Annotated in this window: 11 protein-coding genes; 9 read left to right on the top strand and 2 right to left on the bottom strand. The window is 43.3% G+C overall.

Annotated elements, in window-relative coordinates:
- The first annotated feature begins 16 nt into the window (after positions 1-16).
- From adhE to JOE49_RS21260, 4 genes are all read left to right on the top strand, one after another.
- Positions 17-2629, top strand: coding sequence for a bifunctional acetaldehyde-CoA/alcohol dehydrogenase (gene adhE, locus JOE49_RS21275; RefSeq protein WP_023989274.1), 2613 nt, complete (start codon positions 17-19; stop codon positions 2627-2629).
- 328 nt (positions 2630-2957) lie between these two features.
- Positions 2958-5219 (top strand): formate C-acetyltransferase, encoded by a 2262-nt coding sequence (gene pflB / locus JOE49_RS21270; RefSeq protein WP_025722256.1) that lies wholly within the window; start codon positions 2958-2960, stop codon positions 5217-5219.
- Positions 5220-5270: 51 nt separating this feature from the next.
- The gene (gene pflA / locus JOE49_RS21265) at positions 5271-6029 is read left to right on the top strand and encodes a pyruvate formate-lyase-activating protein (protein ID WP_013310845.1); all 759 of its coding nucleotides are present in this window, start codon (positions 5271-5273) and stop codon (positions 6027-6029) included.
- A 723-nt stretch (positions 6030-6752) separates the two neighbouring features.
- Positions 6753-7184, top strand: a complete 432-nt coding sequence (locus JOE49_RS21260) for a hypothetical protein (RefSeq protein ID WP_069079995.1) — start codon at positions 6753-6755, stop codon at positions 7182-7184.
- Between the two features lie 12 nt (positions 7185-7196).
- Here JOE49_RS21260 and JOE49_RS26730 read toward each other — a convergent pair whose 3' ends face one another.
- Complete coding sequence (locus JOE49_RS26730; RefSeq protein WP_256715643.1) at positions 7197-7319, bottom strand: hypothetical protein; 123 nt, start codon at positions 7317-7319, stop codon at positions 7197-7199.
- Positions 7320-7672: 353 nt separating this feature from the next.
- Between JOE49_RS26730 and JOE49_RS21255 the strand changes: the two genes are divergently transcribed.
- From JOE49_RS21255 to JOE49_RS21235, 5 genes are all read left to right on the top strand, one after another.
- A complete protein-coding gene (locus JOE49_RS21255) occupies positions 7673-9895 on the top strand; it encodes a copper amine oxidase N-terminal domain-containing protein (protein WP_068941536.1) in 2223 nt (740 codons plus the stop codon).
- A gap of 253 nt (positions 9896-10148) precedes the next feature.
- Complete coding sequence (locus JOE49_RS21250; RefSeq protein WP_013310843.1) at positions 10149-10640, top strand: Fur family transcriptional regulator; 492 nt, start codon at positions 10149-10151, stop codon at positions 10638-10640.
- A 1-nt stretch (position 10641) separates the two neighbouring features.
- Positions 10642-10932 carry a membrane protein insertion efficiency factor YidD gene (gene yidD / locus JOE49_RS21245; protein ID WP_023989271.1) on the top strand — a complete coding sequence of 97 codons (291 nt, stop codon included), beginning with the start codon at positions 10642-10644 and terminating at the stop codon, positions 10930-10932.
- A gap of 412 nt (positions 10933-11344) precedes the next feature.
- Positions 11345-13363, top strand: coding sequence for a methionine--tRNA ligase (gene metG / locus JOE49_RS21240; RefSeq protein ID WP_209942741.1), 2019 nt, complete (start codon positions 11345-11347; stop codon positions 13361-13363).
- 166 nt (positions 13364-13529) lie between these two features.
- On the top strand, positions 13530-14246 hold the full coding sequence (locus tag JOE49_RS21235; RefSeq protein WP_202404309.1) for a cytochrome c biogenesis CcdA family protein: 717 nt from the start codon (positions 13530-13532) through the stop codon (positions 14244-14246).
- Here JOE49_RS21235 and splB read toward each other — a convergent pair.
- On the bottom strand, positions 14239-15303 hold the full coding sequence (splB, locus tag JOE49_RS21230; RefSeq protein WP_023989268.1) for a spore photoproduct lyase: 1065 nt from the start codon (positions 15301-15303) through the stop codon (positions 14239-14241). The genes JOE49_RS21235 and splB overlap by 8 nt on opposite strands.
- Positions 15304-15369: the final 66 nt, after the last annotated feature.

Raw genomic sequence — 15369 nt, 5'->3', positions numbered from 1 at the left:
CAGGAGGATGAGGGAAATGGCTGTTAAAAACGAGGTTATCCAAAAAGAGCAAAGCGCAGAGCAGTATATTCAAACGCTGATTGACCGGGGGAACCGGGCACAGCAAGCTTTCATGAGTATGAATCAGGAACAGATTGACGAAATCGTACAAGCTATGGCACTCGCAGGGATGGATAAACACATGTACCTGGCGAAGTTGGCTGTTGAAGAAACAGGACGCGGTGTGTACGAGGACAAAATCACCAAAAACATGTTTGCAACAGAATATGTCTATCATAGTATCAAAAATGAAAAAACCGTCGGTGTCATTGAAGACAATGATTTTGACAGTTTTCAAAAGATAGCAGAGCCAGTCGGCATTATCATGGGGATCACTCCAGTGACAAACCCGACTTCGACTACGATGTTCAAAGCGTTGATTGCCATTAAAACACGTAACCCAATCATTTTCGGTTTCCATCCATCTGCTCAATCGTGTAGTGCGGAAGCAGCCCGCGTCTTGCTCGAAGCAGCCGTCAAACATGGTGCTCCAGCTGATTGTATTCAATGGATTGAAGCTCCATCGATGGATAAGACAAATTCACTCATGAATCACCCGGATGTGGCTCTGATTCTGGCAACTGGTGGATCAGGCATGGTTAAGGCGGCATATAGCTGCGGTAAACCTGCTCTGGGTGTAGGCCCAGGTAACGTGCCTTGCTTTATTGAAAAAACAGCAGACATCAAGCAGGCCGTGAACGATCTTATCCTCTCTAAATCTTTTGACAACGGTATGATTTGTGCTTCCGAGCAAGCGGTTATTATCGAAGAGCCAATCTTCGAACAAGTGAAAAAATTGATGATCGCTAACGGCTGCTATTTTGTAAATAAAGAAGAAGCAGCTAAGCTCACTCAAGGAGCTATGAATGTCGAGAAATGTGCAGTGAACCCAGCAATCGTCGGGCAGTCTGCTGTGAAAATTGCTGAAATGAGTGGTATCACAGTACCAGCAGGAACTAAAATTTTGGTCGCTGAGATTGAAGGGGTAGGAACAAAATTCCCATTGTCTGCGGAAAAATTGAGTCCTGTATTGGCTTGCTATAAAGTGAAAAATGCGGAACAAGGTATTCAACGCGCTGCTGAAGTCGTGGAATTCGGGGGCATGGGCCACTCGTCCGCTATTCATTCGAACGATGAGGACGTTATCGCTCGCTTCGCAAACCGTCTGCAAACAGGACGTATCATTGTAAATGCACCTTCCACACATGGTGCGATTGGCGACATTTACAACACCAATCTTCCTTCGTTGACACTCGGTTGCGGTTCGTACGGTCGTAACTCGACTTCGTCGAACGTATCGGCAGTCAATTTGATTAATGTGAAAAGGGTGGCGAAACGGACGGTGAATATGCAATGGTTCAAAGTACCTTCCAAAATCTATTTTGAAAAAAATTCGACACAGTATCTTGCTAAAATGCCTGATATCACACGTGTAGCCATTATCACGGACCCTATGATGGTAAAACTGGGATATGTGGATCGTGTTATTCATTATCTGCATCAACGCCAAACACCGGTAGCTATCGAAGTGTTCTCTGAAGTAGAGCCAGATCCATCGACAGTTACGGTAGAACGTGGTACAGAAATGATGAGACGTTTCCAACCGGATTGCATCATCGCACTGGGCGGCGGTTCGCCAATGGATGCGGCTAAAGGCATGTGGATGTTCTATGAATATCCAGATACTGATTTCAATAACTTAAAACAAAAATTCATGGATATCCGTAAACGGATTTACAAGTACCCACGTCTGGGCCAAAAAGCACAATTTGTAGCTATCCCTACAACCTCGGGTACAGGTTCCGAAGTTACATCGTTTGCAGTAATTACGGACAAAAACCTGGGTAACACGAAGTACCCGCTGGCTGACTATGAGTTGACTCCTGATGTGGCAATTATTGACCCAGTGTTTGTATATTCGCTGCCTAAAACAGCTGTAGCGGACACAGGTATGGACGTTCTGACACATGCTATCGAGGCTTACGTGTCCGTAATGGCTAATGATTACACAGATGGTCTGGCAATTAAAGCCATTCAATTGGTATTCCAATACCTAGAACAATCGGCTCTGATCGGTGATAAGCTGGCTCGTGAAAAAATGCATAATGCTTCCACACTTGCTGGTATGGCGTTTGCTAATGCATTCTTGGGTATTAACCACAGTCTTGCACATAAATGGGGTGGACAATACCATACAGCGCATGGCCGCACGAATGCCATTTTGCTGCCGCACGTTATTCGCTATAATGCGAAAAAACCGACAAAATTTGCTTCGTTCCCTAAATATTCGCACTTTGTTGCGGATGAGCGTTATGCAGAAATCGCGCGCATACTGGGACTGCCTGCACGCACCACCGAAGAAGGGGTTAACAGCTTGATCGAAGCAATCCGTAAGATGAACAAAACACTCGGTATCGAGGAATCGTTCCAACAAATCGGTTTCGATGCGAAGGATTTCGAATCACGTGTAGACTATCTGGCTGACCGCGCATTTGAAGATCAATGTACAACTGCGAATCCGAAGTTGCCGCTGGTTACTGAGTTGGCTGATGTCTATCGCAATGCCTTCTACGGACGTTTTGACCAATAATATAATAGGTACGAAGAGGCTTGTGAAAAAGCATTTTCTCGTTCAATACCGATGCAGGCTCTCTATATAGAGGGCCTGTTGGTTTGGGAAGGGAGGTGAACGGCAAGGCTAAGGATATAGGCGTGAAGCCAGGGAAAATAAAGTGATAAAAATCACTCATATTGTGATTTTTATCACATACTACACTCTATCATTATTCTACAATAAGGGTGTAAGAAAGGTCCCGACACTGAGCGTAAGGCATCGGTGAACAGGCCGGGCTCAAGAAATAGCTTTATCGTGAAAAAAATCACAAGTCCGGAAGACCAAACAATTTGGAGGGATTTACATGTCGGTGATTGAGAGAGAATTACAAGAGCAACAATCTGGCTGGAGAGGTTTTAAAAAAGGCAAATGGACTAAAGAAGTCAACGTCAACGATTTTATTGAAACTAATATCTTACCTTATGTTGGCAATGAAGAATTTTTGGTTGGTCCTACCGCCAACACAACTGCATTGTGGGATATTGTATCCGATCTTACCAAAAAAGAGTTGGCAAACGGCGGCGTGCTTGATGTAGACGTGAATACGCCATCCACTATTATTTCACATAAACCGGGTTATCTAGACCGGGATAAAGAGCAAATTGTCGGTGTACAAACAGATGCTCCATTCAAACGCTCTTTGCAGCCGTTTGGTGGAATTCGAATGATGATCGACGCTTGTAAAGCCTATGGTTTTGAAGTACCAGAAAGTATTATTGATATTTTCACTCATATTCGTAAAACTCACAACCAAGGTGTATTTGACGCTTATACAGATGAAATGAGAGCAGCTCGTAAAGCTGGTATCATTACTGGTCTGCCAGATGCATACGGTCGTGGTCGTATTATCGGTGACTATCGTCGTGTAGCTTTGTATGGTGCAGACTTCTTGATCCAAGATAAAAAGCTGCAACTGAAAAGCCTTGAAGTTGATTCCATGGAAGAAGACGTAATTCGTCTGCGTGAGGAAATTTCCGAACAAATTCGTGCTTTGAATGAACTGAAACAAATGGCTGCTGAGCACGGTTTTGATATTTCAAAACCTGCTAACAATGCGAAAGAAGCTTTCCAATGGGTATATTTTGGATATCTTGCAGCAATCAAAGAACAAAATGGTGCAGCAATGTCCTTAGGACGTGTATCTTCCTTCCTTGATATTTACTCTCAACGTGATATGGAAGAGGGTACAATGACAGAAGAACAAGCTCAAGAACTGGTCGATCATTTTGTTATGAAATTGCGTATTGTTAAGTTCTTGCGCACACCTGACTATAATGAACTATTCAGTGGAGATCCAACTTGGGTTACTGAGTCCATTGGTGGTATGTCCGTAACTGGAGAAACTCGGGTAACTAAAAACAGCTTCCGTTTCCTGCACACCCTCTACAATCTGGGACCTGCACCGGAGCCGAACCTGACTGTACTGTGGTCGGAAAAATTGCCTGAAGGCTTCAAAAAATATTGTGCGAAAGTTTCTATTGAAACTAGCTCCATTCAGTACGAGAATGACGATCTGATGCGTCCGATTTATGGAGACGATTATGGTATTGCTTGTTGTGTATCGGCAATGAAAATCGGTAAACAAATGCAATTCTTTGGTGCTCGTGCCAACTTGGCTAAAGCTCTGCTGTATGCAATTAACGGTGGTAAAGATGAAAAATCTGGCGTCCAAGTAGGGCCTGAATTCCCAGCCATTACAGGCGAAGTTCTGGAATATGAAGAAGTGTTGAGCCGCTTCAAACCTATGATGGAATGGTTGGCAAAACTGTACATGAACACTTTGAATGTTATTCACTACATGCATGATAAATATAGCTACGAACGCATTGAAATGGCGTTGCATGATCGTGATATTCTCCGCACCATGGCTTGTGGTATTGCGGGTCTGTCAGTTGCTACCGACTCCTTGAGTGCCATTAAATTTGCAAAAGTTAAACCAATCCGTAACGAAAAAGGGATTGCTGTTGACTTTGAAATCGAAGGCGAATACCCTTGCTACGGTAACAACGATGACCGTGTAGATAACATCGCTGTGGAACTGGTAGAAAGCTTCATGAGCATGATTCGCAAGCATAAAGCTTATCGTAATGCGGTTCCTACTCAATCTGTACTGACTATTACTTCCAACGTGGTTTACGGTAAGAAAACAGGTACAACACCGGATGGACGTAAAGCAGGCGAACCGTTTGCACCAGGGGCAAACCCAATGCACGGCCGTGATAAAAAAGGTGCTTTGGCATCTCTGAGTTCCGTAGCCAAATTGCCTTATGAACACAGTCTGGATGGTATCTCGAACACCTTCTCCATCGTGCCTAAAGCACTGGGTAAAGAAGAAGAAACACGCAAAACAAACCTTGTTTCGATGATGGATGGCTACTTTGGAAGCCACGCACATCATCTGAATGTCAATGTGTTTGCTCGTGAACAACTGTTGGATGCAATGGAGCACCCAGAAAACTATCCACAGCTGACGATTCGTGTTTCCGGCTATGCCGTTAACTTTATCAAGCTGACTCGTGAACAACAATTGGATGTTATTAACCGTACTTTCCACGGTACAATGTAAATAAGTATTACAATGACGCACGCATAGCGGATGCGGGAAGGATGATGCAACATGTTGAAAGGTCACATACACTCATTGGAAACCTTCGGGACCGTCGATGGTCCCGGCATCCGCTTCGTGCTCTTTATGCAAGGATGCTTGTTGAAATGTCAATATTGCCATAACCCGGACACTTGGGCCTTGAATGAAGGTAATCCGATGACGTTAGAGGAGGTATTGGCTGAGATTGAGCCGTATTTAGCCTATTACCGTTCTTCAGGAGGCGGATTGACCGTATCCGGTGGAGAACCGACGCTGCAAGCTCATTTTGTCGCAGAGCTGTTCAAAGAAGTGAAACGTCGGTGGAATTTGCACACGACACTGGACAGTAACGGCTTTAATGACGCGGGCCGTATCCATGAACTGCTGGACGTAACAGACTTGGTGCTACTGGATATTAAGCATATTGACAATGACAAACATATTAAGCTTACAGGCAAGTCTAATGACCGTATGCTAAGTACGGCTCGCTGGTTGTCTGAGCAAGGGCGCAAAATGTGGATTAGACACGTATTTGTACCGGGTATTCATGATGACGAGCAAGATTTATTGAATTTGGGACGGTTTATCGGAACGTTGAACGGAGTCGAGAAATTCGAAATATTACCTTACCATCAAATGGGTGTTTACAAGTGGGAAATGCTCGGTAAGGAGTATCCGTTGGAGGGAGTTCCATCTCCTACAGATGAAGAAGTTCAACGTGCTTACCGACTCATTGAAGAGGGTCGTCTGGAGACTGCAGGAAAGAATGCTGTCTGTCGTCCATCATAATTTGGGACCAGTTTATACTAAATAAAAAGATAGCGTAAGAACTGTTAATAATGTTTATTAACTCTGTTAAGTAGATAAAAATAAAAAAAGATAAGTAATCAGCGTGTACCAATATTAAAACGGTGCGCGCTGTTTTAATTTATCTTGAAATATTGAGTTTATAGAATAGATATATCTTTGGCTGGCTTGAATCAGCTTGTTCTTACTCTGGTAAAAGTACTACTTTTTAGTATTGAGATGTGTAAAAGAAGGCTGTAACCTAGTGTTATCTAATCACTTTTTTTAAGATGCATATGCTTTGAGTTCTGACTAGTCGAAGATTAGCATCTTAGACAGCCTTAAATGAAATAATTATATAATTGTATAGTTACATTTCACTTATTAAATAGGCTTTAGATACTAACGATTGATAGATACAAAGTTACTTCCGTAAGTATCTACTAATTTAGTCTTAAAGATATATTACACTGCAATTTGGTTAAGATACATAGAAAATGAACAATGTAGAAATTTCGCTCTGTAAACAATATATTTTTTTATTAGTTAATAAAATGAGGAGTTCGGATTTCAATTGTTTTATATTTTAAAATTATTTCTATATTTATAAAATCATTATATCAAAAACACAAATATATATGAATAAGGAAAAATTTGTTTACTTTTTCGCCTAAATATTATACTATAAATTTGTGAAATATAAAAAAGTAAAGGAGACAAGAAACAATGGAAAAATCTAAGTTGTTAGGTTTAACTGCTCTCTCAGCTCTCACTTTATCTTTAAGTTTAATACCTACTCAACAAACCTATGCTGAAGAAAATGTGGTTAACTCAAATTCAAGTCCGCAATCATTTATTGAACAAACATTAATAAATGAGAGTGCAGTTACACCTCAAGGATCAAGATCATATCAACTTGGTCAAACTTCTGCATCTATTTATTTGAATGGGTCTCTGGATATTCAGATTTATACGACTCTTAGCAATTCAGATTTGTACAGTATTGACATTTATGATAGTAACGGTAGACATGTCTACCAGCGTGATAGAAATCCAAGTGAAGGAACTAGTTTTCATGTGAGTGGTTTATATGGGTATCATACAGTTCGTGTACAAACTTATAATAATAACGGAACTTTTTCTCTAACTTGGCCTTAATATATAAATTATTTATTGGGTGTCTAAAGTCGATTTGATGACTTGGACACCCTTTTCTTTTTCAAGTAAACAAAAAGGGATATGTTGCTTTAACGATAAAGTAACTTTTTCACTTCGTTTTTCTTTATTTTTCATAGTTTTATTTCCATCATCCATGCCTGAATTTTTATACATAGCTTTTTAATATAAGTACTGTTATGAAAATGATTTTAGTATATAATAAGGGCTTCATCTCAATTGAGAGTTTTTTTGATGAAATAAATTAAACACTGAAAAAATCCCTAATGCTACCTGATAGCTTGCTTATTTAATAGATTATTAGCGTATCAGGGGATTATTCTATTTATTTTAGTTTTTGCAGTCACAGGAGAAAGTTCCCTTTTTTTCATGATCAGCAAAATTTCCAGAAACTTTTTAACAACTGATGCGTCTAATAGTATGACTTTTTACGGGAATGATAATAATTTGGTGATAGAAGGAGACAGACAATGAATTTCAAGAAATGGACCATGCTCACCGCTCTTGCGGTGGCTCAGGTGGCCGCAGTAGCCCCTGTAGGAGCAGAAGCAGCATCAACAACCGTTCAATCCACCGATTCGGTTAGCGCACAGCAGGCTCAGGCCAATGTTGCTGATTCAGGCGTTCAGAATAGCATCGGAGATCAAGATGGAACTAGCACACAAAATGACACGGTGACACCTAATAATACAGGCGTATCCAATGATCCACTGACTGGCCTGCCTACGAATACAACCAACGGATCGAACGTATCCAATGATGTATACGGTGGAGACGGAACGATCACCAATCCTGGTGGAGCTCCAACATCCATGGGTGCTAATCAATTGATTTTGTACTTAAACAGCGCGAAAATGGAACAAAACGGACAGGTGTACACAGCAACTCAGCCGATGACTGTTAAGGACGGAGTTTCCTATGTAGCTATCCGTTCTCTTGTCAGCCGTGTCGGATTGCAGTTTAGTTATGACACTGCCACCAAAGAAACCGTAATCACACAAGGAACAAATGTCATGCGCTTCAAAACAGACAGCAAGGTTTATACGGTTAACGGTGAAGCCAGACAAATGAAGGGACCGGCTTTTCAGCAAAAGAACGTATTTATGGTGCCATTGACCTCGATTACACAGGCCTTAAATATTCCTTATACTGTGAATAATACGACTAAACAAGTTATCATGGATTTGAATCAGAAGCCTAAAGCTTCCTTCACGGTTCAACAAAAAGATATCTATGCGGGCGAAACCCAAGTTACGTATTTGACGAAGGAATCTTCTCCTACAGGTCTTCCGATTGTGAACCAACGTTGGGAAGGGAAGCAGGACGTATTTCAGGAGCCAGGTACATATGTAGTTACCTATTCTGTTCTTGACTCTGCTGGGAACTGGAGTGATCCTTACTCAGTTACACTTACAGTAAGACCACCAAATCAGCCGCCAGTGGCTCTGTTTACAACTGATAAAAAAGAGTACAAAATGGGTGAGAAAATCACCATTACCGACCTGAGTACAGATGATGAGAATGCTATCACTAAGCGTGATTGGGAGAATAAGAAACTTGCCTTCTTCCAACCAGGTGATGTAACAATCACACTCACCGTGACTGATAAGCACGGCGCAACAGGTACCAAAAGTGAAACAATTAAAATTACGAATGAATTGCTGTACAACGAAGATGATTTCAATAAAATCTTCACACCATATGGTGATAAATATACAGTAGACGGCAGTCAGGTGCCTACCATGGCTACCATTCCTTTGACTAGTACATCTTCACCGCGTCTTTTGATCCGTGCTAACAGCCCGGAACGTGTATTTCAGGACGGAATTGTGTATCAGGAAACCGGATCAGGCAGCACGCGCATACTCGTCCATCATGTCAATGAAACGGGTAGAGATGTGAAGATGTACGTGATTGCGACCAACAACAATATCACTCCTGCCAATATAAATGTCGAAAATTCCGGTTTTGCCGGTCCATCTGATTTTGCCACGGCTGCGGGTAAAGTTTCAATTCAAAAATATTTTCAATCTATGATAGATGGAAGCAAGCGTTCTAGTACAGTTCTGAATCCGGGTGAAAGCCGTATTATTTTGCAGGATTTGAACGAGAAAAAAATGAAGCAAAAGCAGGTCATTTCTCTATTGTCCGATCTATACACGGATCAACCAATCCAATATACGGTCATTATGGTGGATGCGAATGCAGATCCTATGACCGTACTGCCCACGCTGGCAAAACTTCCGAAAGACGGAATTCACAACCGTGGAACGTACGCTAATGCTGATATCTCGCTCAATTATACCGAAGAGGTTGGTAAAACAGCTCAACGTATCGTTCTTGGTGATAATAAGGTAGACCCGAACCTGATTGGTACGGACGGTCTGGACGGCTCTTCTGCTTCCAATGCCGGTAATTTTGGTGTTGTATATAAAGTTAAATTGGATCATGTAGCGCCGTATTCACTGATTACCTTCAACCCGCGTGGGGGCGAATATTCCGGCTATGCGATGGTAAACAATCAGGTTGTGGGTATCCCGACGAACGGCGCGGTATGGGCTCCAAATGAGATGAGTGTGCTGTATCGCACAGGGCATATCGAGGAAAGTGTAGAGATGTATTTCACTGCTGCTGCAGGAAGTAACTTGCCAGTTTCCGTAGTAGTCATGCCTTTACCAGCTATTAAAAATTAATATGAATTAACCGGTGCTGTTTACCGGCTTAGACCTTGGGTCTCGTCATTCACCGTTTAAAAGTCGATGTCACTTGCAGAATATAGGCGTTCTCCTGCTGCGAATTTAATCGTAGCGCCGGAGAGCGTCTTTTTCTTATGTATAGATACGAATATCTCTTATAATATTGACTTTAATCGTGGTATAATAAATAGATGCAAGCCTAAGCCTGCATCAGAAAACCTGAAACTACAGACAGGGGAGGGTGAAACGCATGCTGACAAAGGATGAAATTATTGCAACAATGTCCGCTCAGGGGCTGCGTATTACAGATCAGCGCAAGACGTTGGCCACGTTATTTTCCGAGAATGAAGGGTATCTGTCCCCCAAAGACGTTTATGAATATATGGGTAAGAAGTACAGTGGACTTAGTTTTGATACGGTTTATCGTAATCTGCGTGTAATGCAGGAATTGGGTGTACTGGAACAGGTATCTTTTGAGGATGGAATGAAGTTCAAGGTGAGCTGTAATGAGCATCATCACCATCACCATATGATTTGCTTGAGCTGTCAGAAAACATTACCGATTTCTTTTTGCCCAATGCAAATGACGGATACAACGGATCAATTCCAAATCGTCGAGCACAAGTTTGAAATTTTTGGTTATTGCAAAGATTGTCAACAGAAGAATGGGCATACTGACAGTAATTCGGATGGGGGATTCAGACAGACGAGCAGTCACACTCACAGCCACGGGGGCTACTGAAATGAAAATCACCACACGCAGAGTGGTACAGGCTCCGATTAAGTTTTATCGTTCCTATATTTCACCGTTAAAGCCGGCTACCTGCCGATTCTATCCAACGTGTTCGGCGTACGCGTTGGAGGCGGTAGAGATGCATGGTGCGCTCAAAGGTTCATGGCTTGCTGCTAAGCGTATAGCCAAGTGTCATCCCTTTCATCCGGGCGGCGTAGATTTGGTCCCTCCTGCAAAAAAGGGAACAGATAGGTCTAGCGAAGATCGTTTGGCTACCCACTCTGAAAAGGGTCTGACTTGACAGCGCTATGCGGATTTGGTTATATTTTGGTTAATATTGTTTTCCTGCGAAGGGATGAGTAGGGTAAAACGCCCAGTACAGAGAGCCGGGGTTAGCTGCAAACCGGTCTGGAGCGAAGCCTGAATATGGTCCTGGAGGAACCTTTTTCGAGCGTATTTGCCATAATTATTAGTGCTTGGGAGGCAATCGTAAGGGGGAGGCGTGTTCCAGCGTTAATGGGCGGTCAGATGTGACCGGTGAAGCCTGTAGTCTGCGAGGATACAGGAAAATTGGGTGGTAACGCGTGAGGTGACTCTCGTCCCATAGGGGCGGGGGTCTTTTTTGTGCCCAATTTGTGCCAAATACATGAATTGGAGTACCATCATGTCAGCAGGTCTTATAGCTGCCGTGAACAAAACAGGAGGCAACACACATGTCCAATGAGAACACATTTTACATTACGACACCGATCTATTATCCGAGCGACAAGCTACATATAGGTCATGCTTACACGACGGTTGCGGGAGATGCAATGGCCCGTTACAAGCGGCTACGCGGTTATGAAGTGCGCTATTTGACAGGAACGGATGAGCATGGTCAGAAGATTGAGCAGAAAGCAAGTGCAGCAGGCAAAACGCCGCAACGTTTCGTAGATGATATTGTGGCAGGTATTCAAGAACTGTGGCGGAAGCTCGACATTTCCAATGACGATTTTATCCGTACTACGGAGGAACGTCATAAGGCTGTTGTACAAGAAATTTTTGATCGTTTGCTGAAGCAAGGCGATATTTACAAGGGAGAATACGAAGGCTGGTACAGCATCCCTGACGAGACGTACTACACAGAAACTCAGCTGGTTGACGTGGTGAAGGACGCCGAAGGCAATGTGGCTGGAGGAAAAAGCCCGGATAGTGGACACCCTGTAGAACTGGTCAAGGAAGAGTGTTACTTTTTCCGTATGAGCAAGTATGCTGATCGGTTGCTGCAATTTTATGAAGAGAATCCGCAGTTTATCCAGCCGGAATCACGTAAAAAAGAGATGATCAATAACTTCATCAAGCCGGGTCTGGAGGATTTGGCTGTATCCCGTACTACCTTCGATTGGGGCATTAAGGTGAAGGGGGATCCGAAGCATGTCGTGTATGTGTGGATTGATGCACTTTCCAACTACATCACAGCCTTGGGTTATGGCTCTTCCAATACCGAGCTGTATGATAAATTCTGGCCTGCAAATGTGCATATCGTAGGTAAAGAGATTGTACGGTTCCACACGATATATTGGCCGATTATGCTGATGGCGCTGGATCTTCCGTTGCCTAAAAAAGTATTTGCACATGGTTGGCTGCTCATGAAAGACGGTAAAATGTCGAAATCTAAAGGCAATGTTGTAGACCCAATGACGTTGATTGACCGTTATGGTCTGGACCAACTACGATACTACTTACTGCGCGAGGTGCCTTTTGGGGCAGACGGAACATTTACACCAGAAAGTTTTGTAGATCGAGTTAATTCGGATTTGGCAAATGATCTGGGCAACTTGTTGAATCGTACCGTGGCGATGGTAGATAAATATTTTGATGGTAAGGTTCCAGCTTATGAAGCGAATGTAACAGCATTCGACGGAGCTTTGGAAGACATGGCAACATCGACTTATAGTAAAGTAGAAGAAGCCATGGAAAACATGGAGTTTTCCGTGGCATTAACGGCGATTAGCCAATTTATTAGCCGTAGCAACAAGTATATTGACGAGACGCAACCATGGAATTTGGCTAAGGATGAGGCAAAACGTCGCGAATTGTCATCTGTTATGTTGCATTTGGTAGAAAGCTTGCGCATCGCTTCCATCTTACTCCAGCCATTCTTAACCCGTGCTCCTCATAAAATTTGGGAGCAGCTCGGTATTAGCCAAGGTGAGTTGACTACATGGGATAGCGGCAAACAGTTCGGTCGTATTCCGGAAGGAACGCAGCTGGTCAAAGGTAATCCGATCTTCCCGCGTCTGGATTCAGAGCAAGAGGTTGCTTTTATCGTGGAAGCGATGACTGGAGGTAAGAAGCCGGAGGAAGCTACGACACAAGCTCAACCGCAGAATGCATCTGAGACGAGCCAGGAAGCACCGGAGGCAAAGGAAGAGATTGGCATTGAGGATTTTGCCAAGGTGGAACTGCGCGTTGCTCAGGTCGTCGCCTGCGAGCCTGTGAAGAAGGCCGATAAACTATTGAAGCTTCAGCTTGACCTTGGTTATGAGCAGCGGCAAGTAGTATCAGGGATTGCGAAGTTTTATACACCTGAAGATATCATTGGGCGCAAGGTGATCTGTGTGACCAATCTGAAGCCAGTAAAACTTCGGGGAGAGTTGTCGCAAGGTATGATTTTGGCAGCATCACATGGAGATCAGCTTACGCTGGCCACCGTACCGGAAGGTATGCCGAATGGTGCGGTTGTAAAGTAGAACGCTATGTAAAAATAAAAGAGCGTAATGAGCGTATGTCCGGGAATTATTCTTCCTGGGCATGCGCTTTTTGGCTTGCATCATATTTTGCTCCCGCTATACGTATGTTTTAGTAGGCAGGGCTTGTTTGCTTGTGTTCACTTAAGACAGGTGGGAGGAAATGATGATGACAAATATCAACGCTGGGTTGGCGATCATAGCCGGACTGGTTTCTTTTTTTTCACCGTGTTGTTTACCGCTGTATCCATCTTATTTATCGTATATGACAGGGATGTCTGCGCGTGAACTGGCTGAAGGACGGCACAAGGCTGAGGTTCGTTATCGTACGATGGGACATACGCTTGCTTTTGTATTGGGCTTTTCGGTGGTTTTCTATTCACTGGGTGCAAGTGTCGGGTTGCTTGGAGAATGGTTTGCCAATTATGGGGATACGCTAAGAGTGGTAGCGGGATCACTTATTTTACTAATGGGGCTGGTATCTCTTGGTGTGGTGCGTCCTTTGATTCTAATGAGGGAGCATAAGCTTCGCTGGACATGGAAGCCTGCCGGGTACGCCGGTTCCTTTGTAATCGGAATTGGATTTGCGGCAGGCTGGTCGCCCTGTATCGGTCCCATGCTAACAGCTATTATCGCTTTGGCGGCAGTAGAGCATCACATTTGGTTCAAACTGATTACAGGCTATGCGCTTGGCTTTGCGATTCCATTTTTTGTATTAGCTTTGCTGGTAGGCTCTGTACGACTATCCTCTCGCTATACCTCCATCCTCATCAAGACAGGTGGCATACTACTAGTTATTACGGGCATTTTACTGGTAACGGATCATATGACCGATGTAACGCTATTTTTACAACGGATTACCCCAGATTGGATGCTAGTTATGTGAAATATTCAATACGACTTAAAGGGAAATGTTCAAAAATGCGCTCTGTGATAAACTCTCGCAGTGCATTTTGCTGTTCATCGGGATAAACATATTTGTTTTGTCCCCAGCGGCCCCATTTTTTCTTGCGTTTCTCTATGTCCATCTCCAGCTTGGTTTTCGGATAACGTTTCTCGATGACAGCTTTGGATGTTTTGGTGAAGCGATGCTGAATTAATTCGAACGTCAAATCTTTTGTAGCATGCTGTGGCAAGGTTTCTCCCAATTTTCGCAGCAACTCGCCGTAACCTTCTTCCCAGCCGTCATACCAGATGATGGGTGCGATGATGAACCCCAGTGGATAACCGGCTCGTGCGATTTTGCCAGCGGCTTCAATACGTTCCTCGAAGCGTGAAGTTGCAGGTTCAAACTGTTTAATAACATAATCGGAATTAATGCTAAAGCGGATGCGAGTATGACCATTATGTTTAATATCCAGTAATGGATCAACATGATGATATTTAGTAACAAAACGCAGACGACCAAATTCTTCATCTGCCATGAAACGAATCAAGTCTCCAAGCGTTCCGGTGATATGCTCCAAACCAACTGGATCGGAGGTGCAAGCTGCTTCAAAACGGGTAATTTCAGGCGCACGCTCCTCGATATAAGCTTTAGCTGCTGATAAGATATCGTCAGTGTTGACATATACACGAATATACGGCTTTGCTCCCAAGGTTGTTTGTAAATAACAGTAGTGACAGTGCCCCATACAACCAGTCGAAATGGGGATGGCATATTCGGCAGAGGGCTTGGATTGGTCAAAAGTTAACGTTTTACGGATACCGACAACCAAAGTTTTTTTTGCCATTCGGTACTTTTCAACTTCAGTTTCACCTGGTAAATTGGTAATTCGGTTGTGAGAGGTAGTCATCCGATACGGAATATCCTTGGCTTTAACCCAATCCATAATACGCTGGCCCTTAGGATAATTCAGTGCGTCTGGCTCAAAAAACACCAGATCAGGCAAAAATGGCTTGGTTCCTCTGGTTTGGACAGGAGTACGCTCAAGCGTAGACATGACTAACGCTCCTTTCGAAATAAATCCACAGTGCTCTGGTGTCCAACTTTAACATATTGCCGCAGA

Origin of the sequence: Paenibacillus sp. PvR133, from assembly GCF_017833155.1 — a bacterium.
In the GTDB taxonomy this organism is placed as follows: Bacteria; Bacillota; Bacilli; order Paenibacillales; family Paenibacillaceae; genus Paenibacillus; species Paenibacillus polymyxa_B.
Note: the sequence above shows the minus strand (reverse complement) of the source record. Positions and strands in the feature narration are given on the sequence as shown.

What these genes read in the sequence shown, in the direction of transcription:
- adhE (WP_023989274.1), top strand. Translation starts at nt 17, where the DNA reads ATGGCTGTTAAAAACGAGGTTATCCAAAAAGAGCAAAGCGCAGAGCAG.
- pflB (WP_025722256.1), top strand. Translation starts at nt 2,958, where the DNA reads ATGTCGGTGATTGAGAGAGAATTACAAGAGCAACAATCTGGCTGGAGA.
- pflA (WP_013310845.1), top strand. Translation starts at nt 5,271, where the DNA reads ATGTTGAAAGGTCACATACACTCATTGGAAACCTTCGGGACCGTCGAT.
- JOE49_RS21260 (WP_069079995.1), top strand. Translation starts at nt 6,753, where the DNA reads ATGGAAAAATCTAAGTTGTTAGGTTTAACTGCTCTCTCAGCTCTCACT.
- JOE49_RS26730 (WP_256715643.1), bottom strand. Translation starts at nt 7,319, where the DNA reads ATGAAAAATAAAGAAAAACGAAGTGAAAAAGTTACTTTATCGTTAAAG.
- JOE49_RS21255 (WP_068941536.1), top strand. Translation starts at nt 7,673, where the DNA reads ATGAATTTCAAGAAATGGACCATGCTCACCGCTCTTGCGGTGGCTCAG.
- JOE49_RS21250 (WP_013310843.1), top strand. Translation starts at nt 10,149, where the DNA reads ATGCTGACAAAGGATGAAATTATTGCAACAATGTCCGCTCAGGGGCTG.
- yidD (WP_023989271.1), top strand. Translation starts at nt 10,642, where the DNA reads ATGAAAATCACCACACGCAGAGTGGTACAGGCTCCGATTAAGTTTTAT.
- metG (WP_209942741.1), top strand. Translation starts at nt 11,345, where the DNA reads ATGTCCAATGAGAACACATTTTACATTACGACACCGATCTATTATCCG.
- JOE49_RS21235 (WP_202404309.1), top strand. Translation starts at nt 13,530, where the DNA reads ATGACAAATATCAACGCTGGGTTGGCGATCATAGCCGGACTGGTTTCT.
- splB (WP_023989268.1), bottom strand. Translation starts at nt 15,303, where the DNA reads ATGTCTACGCTTGAGCGTACTCCTGTCCAAACCAGAGGAACCAAGCCA.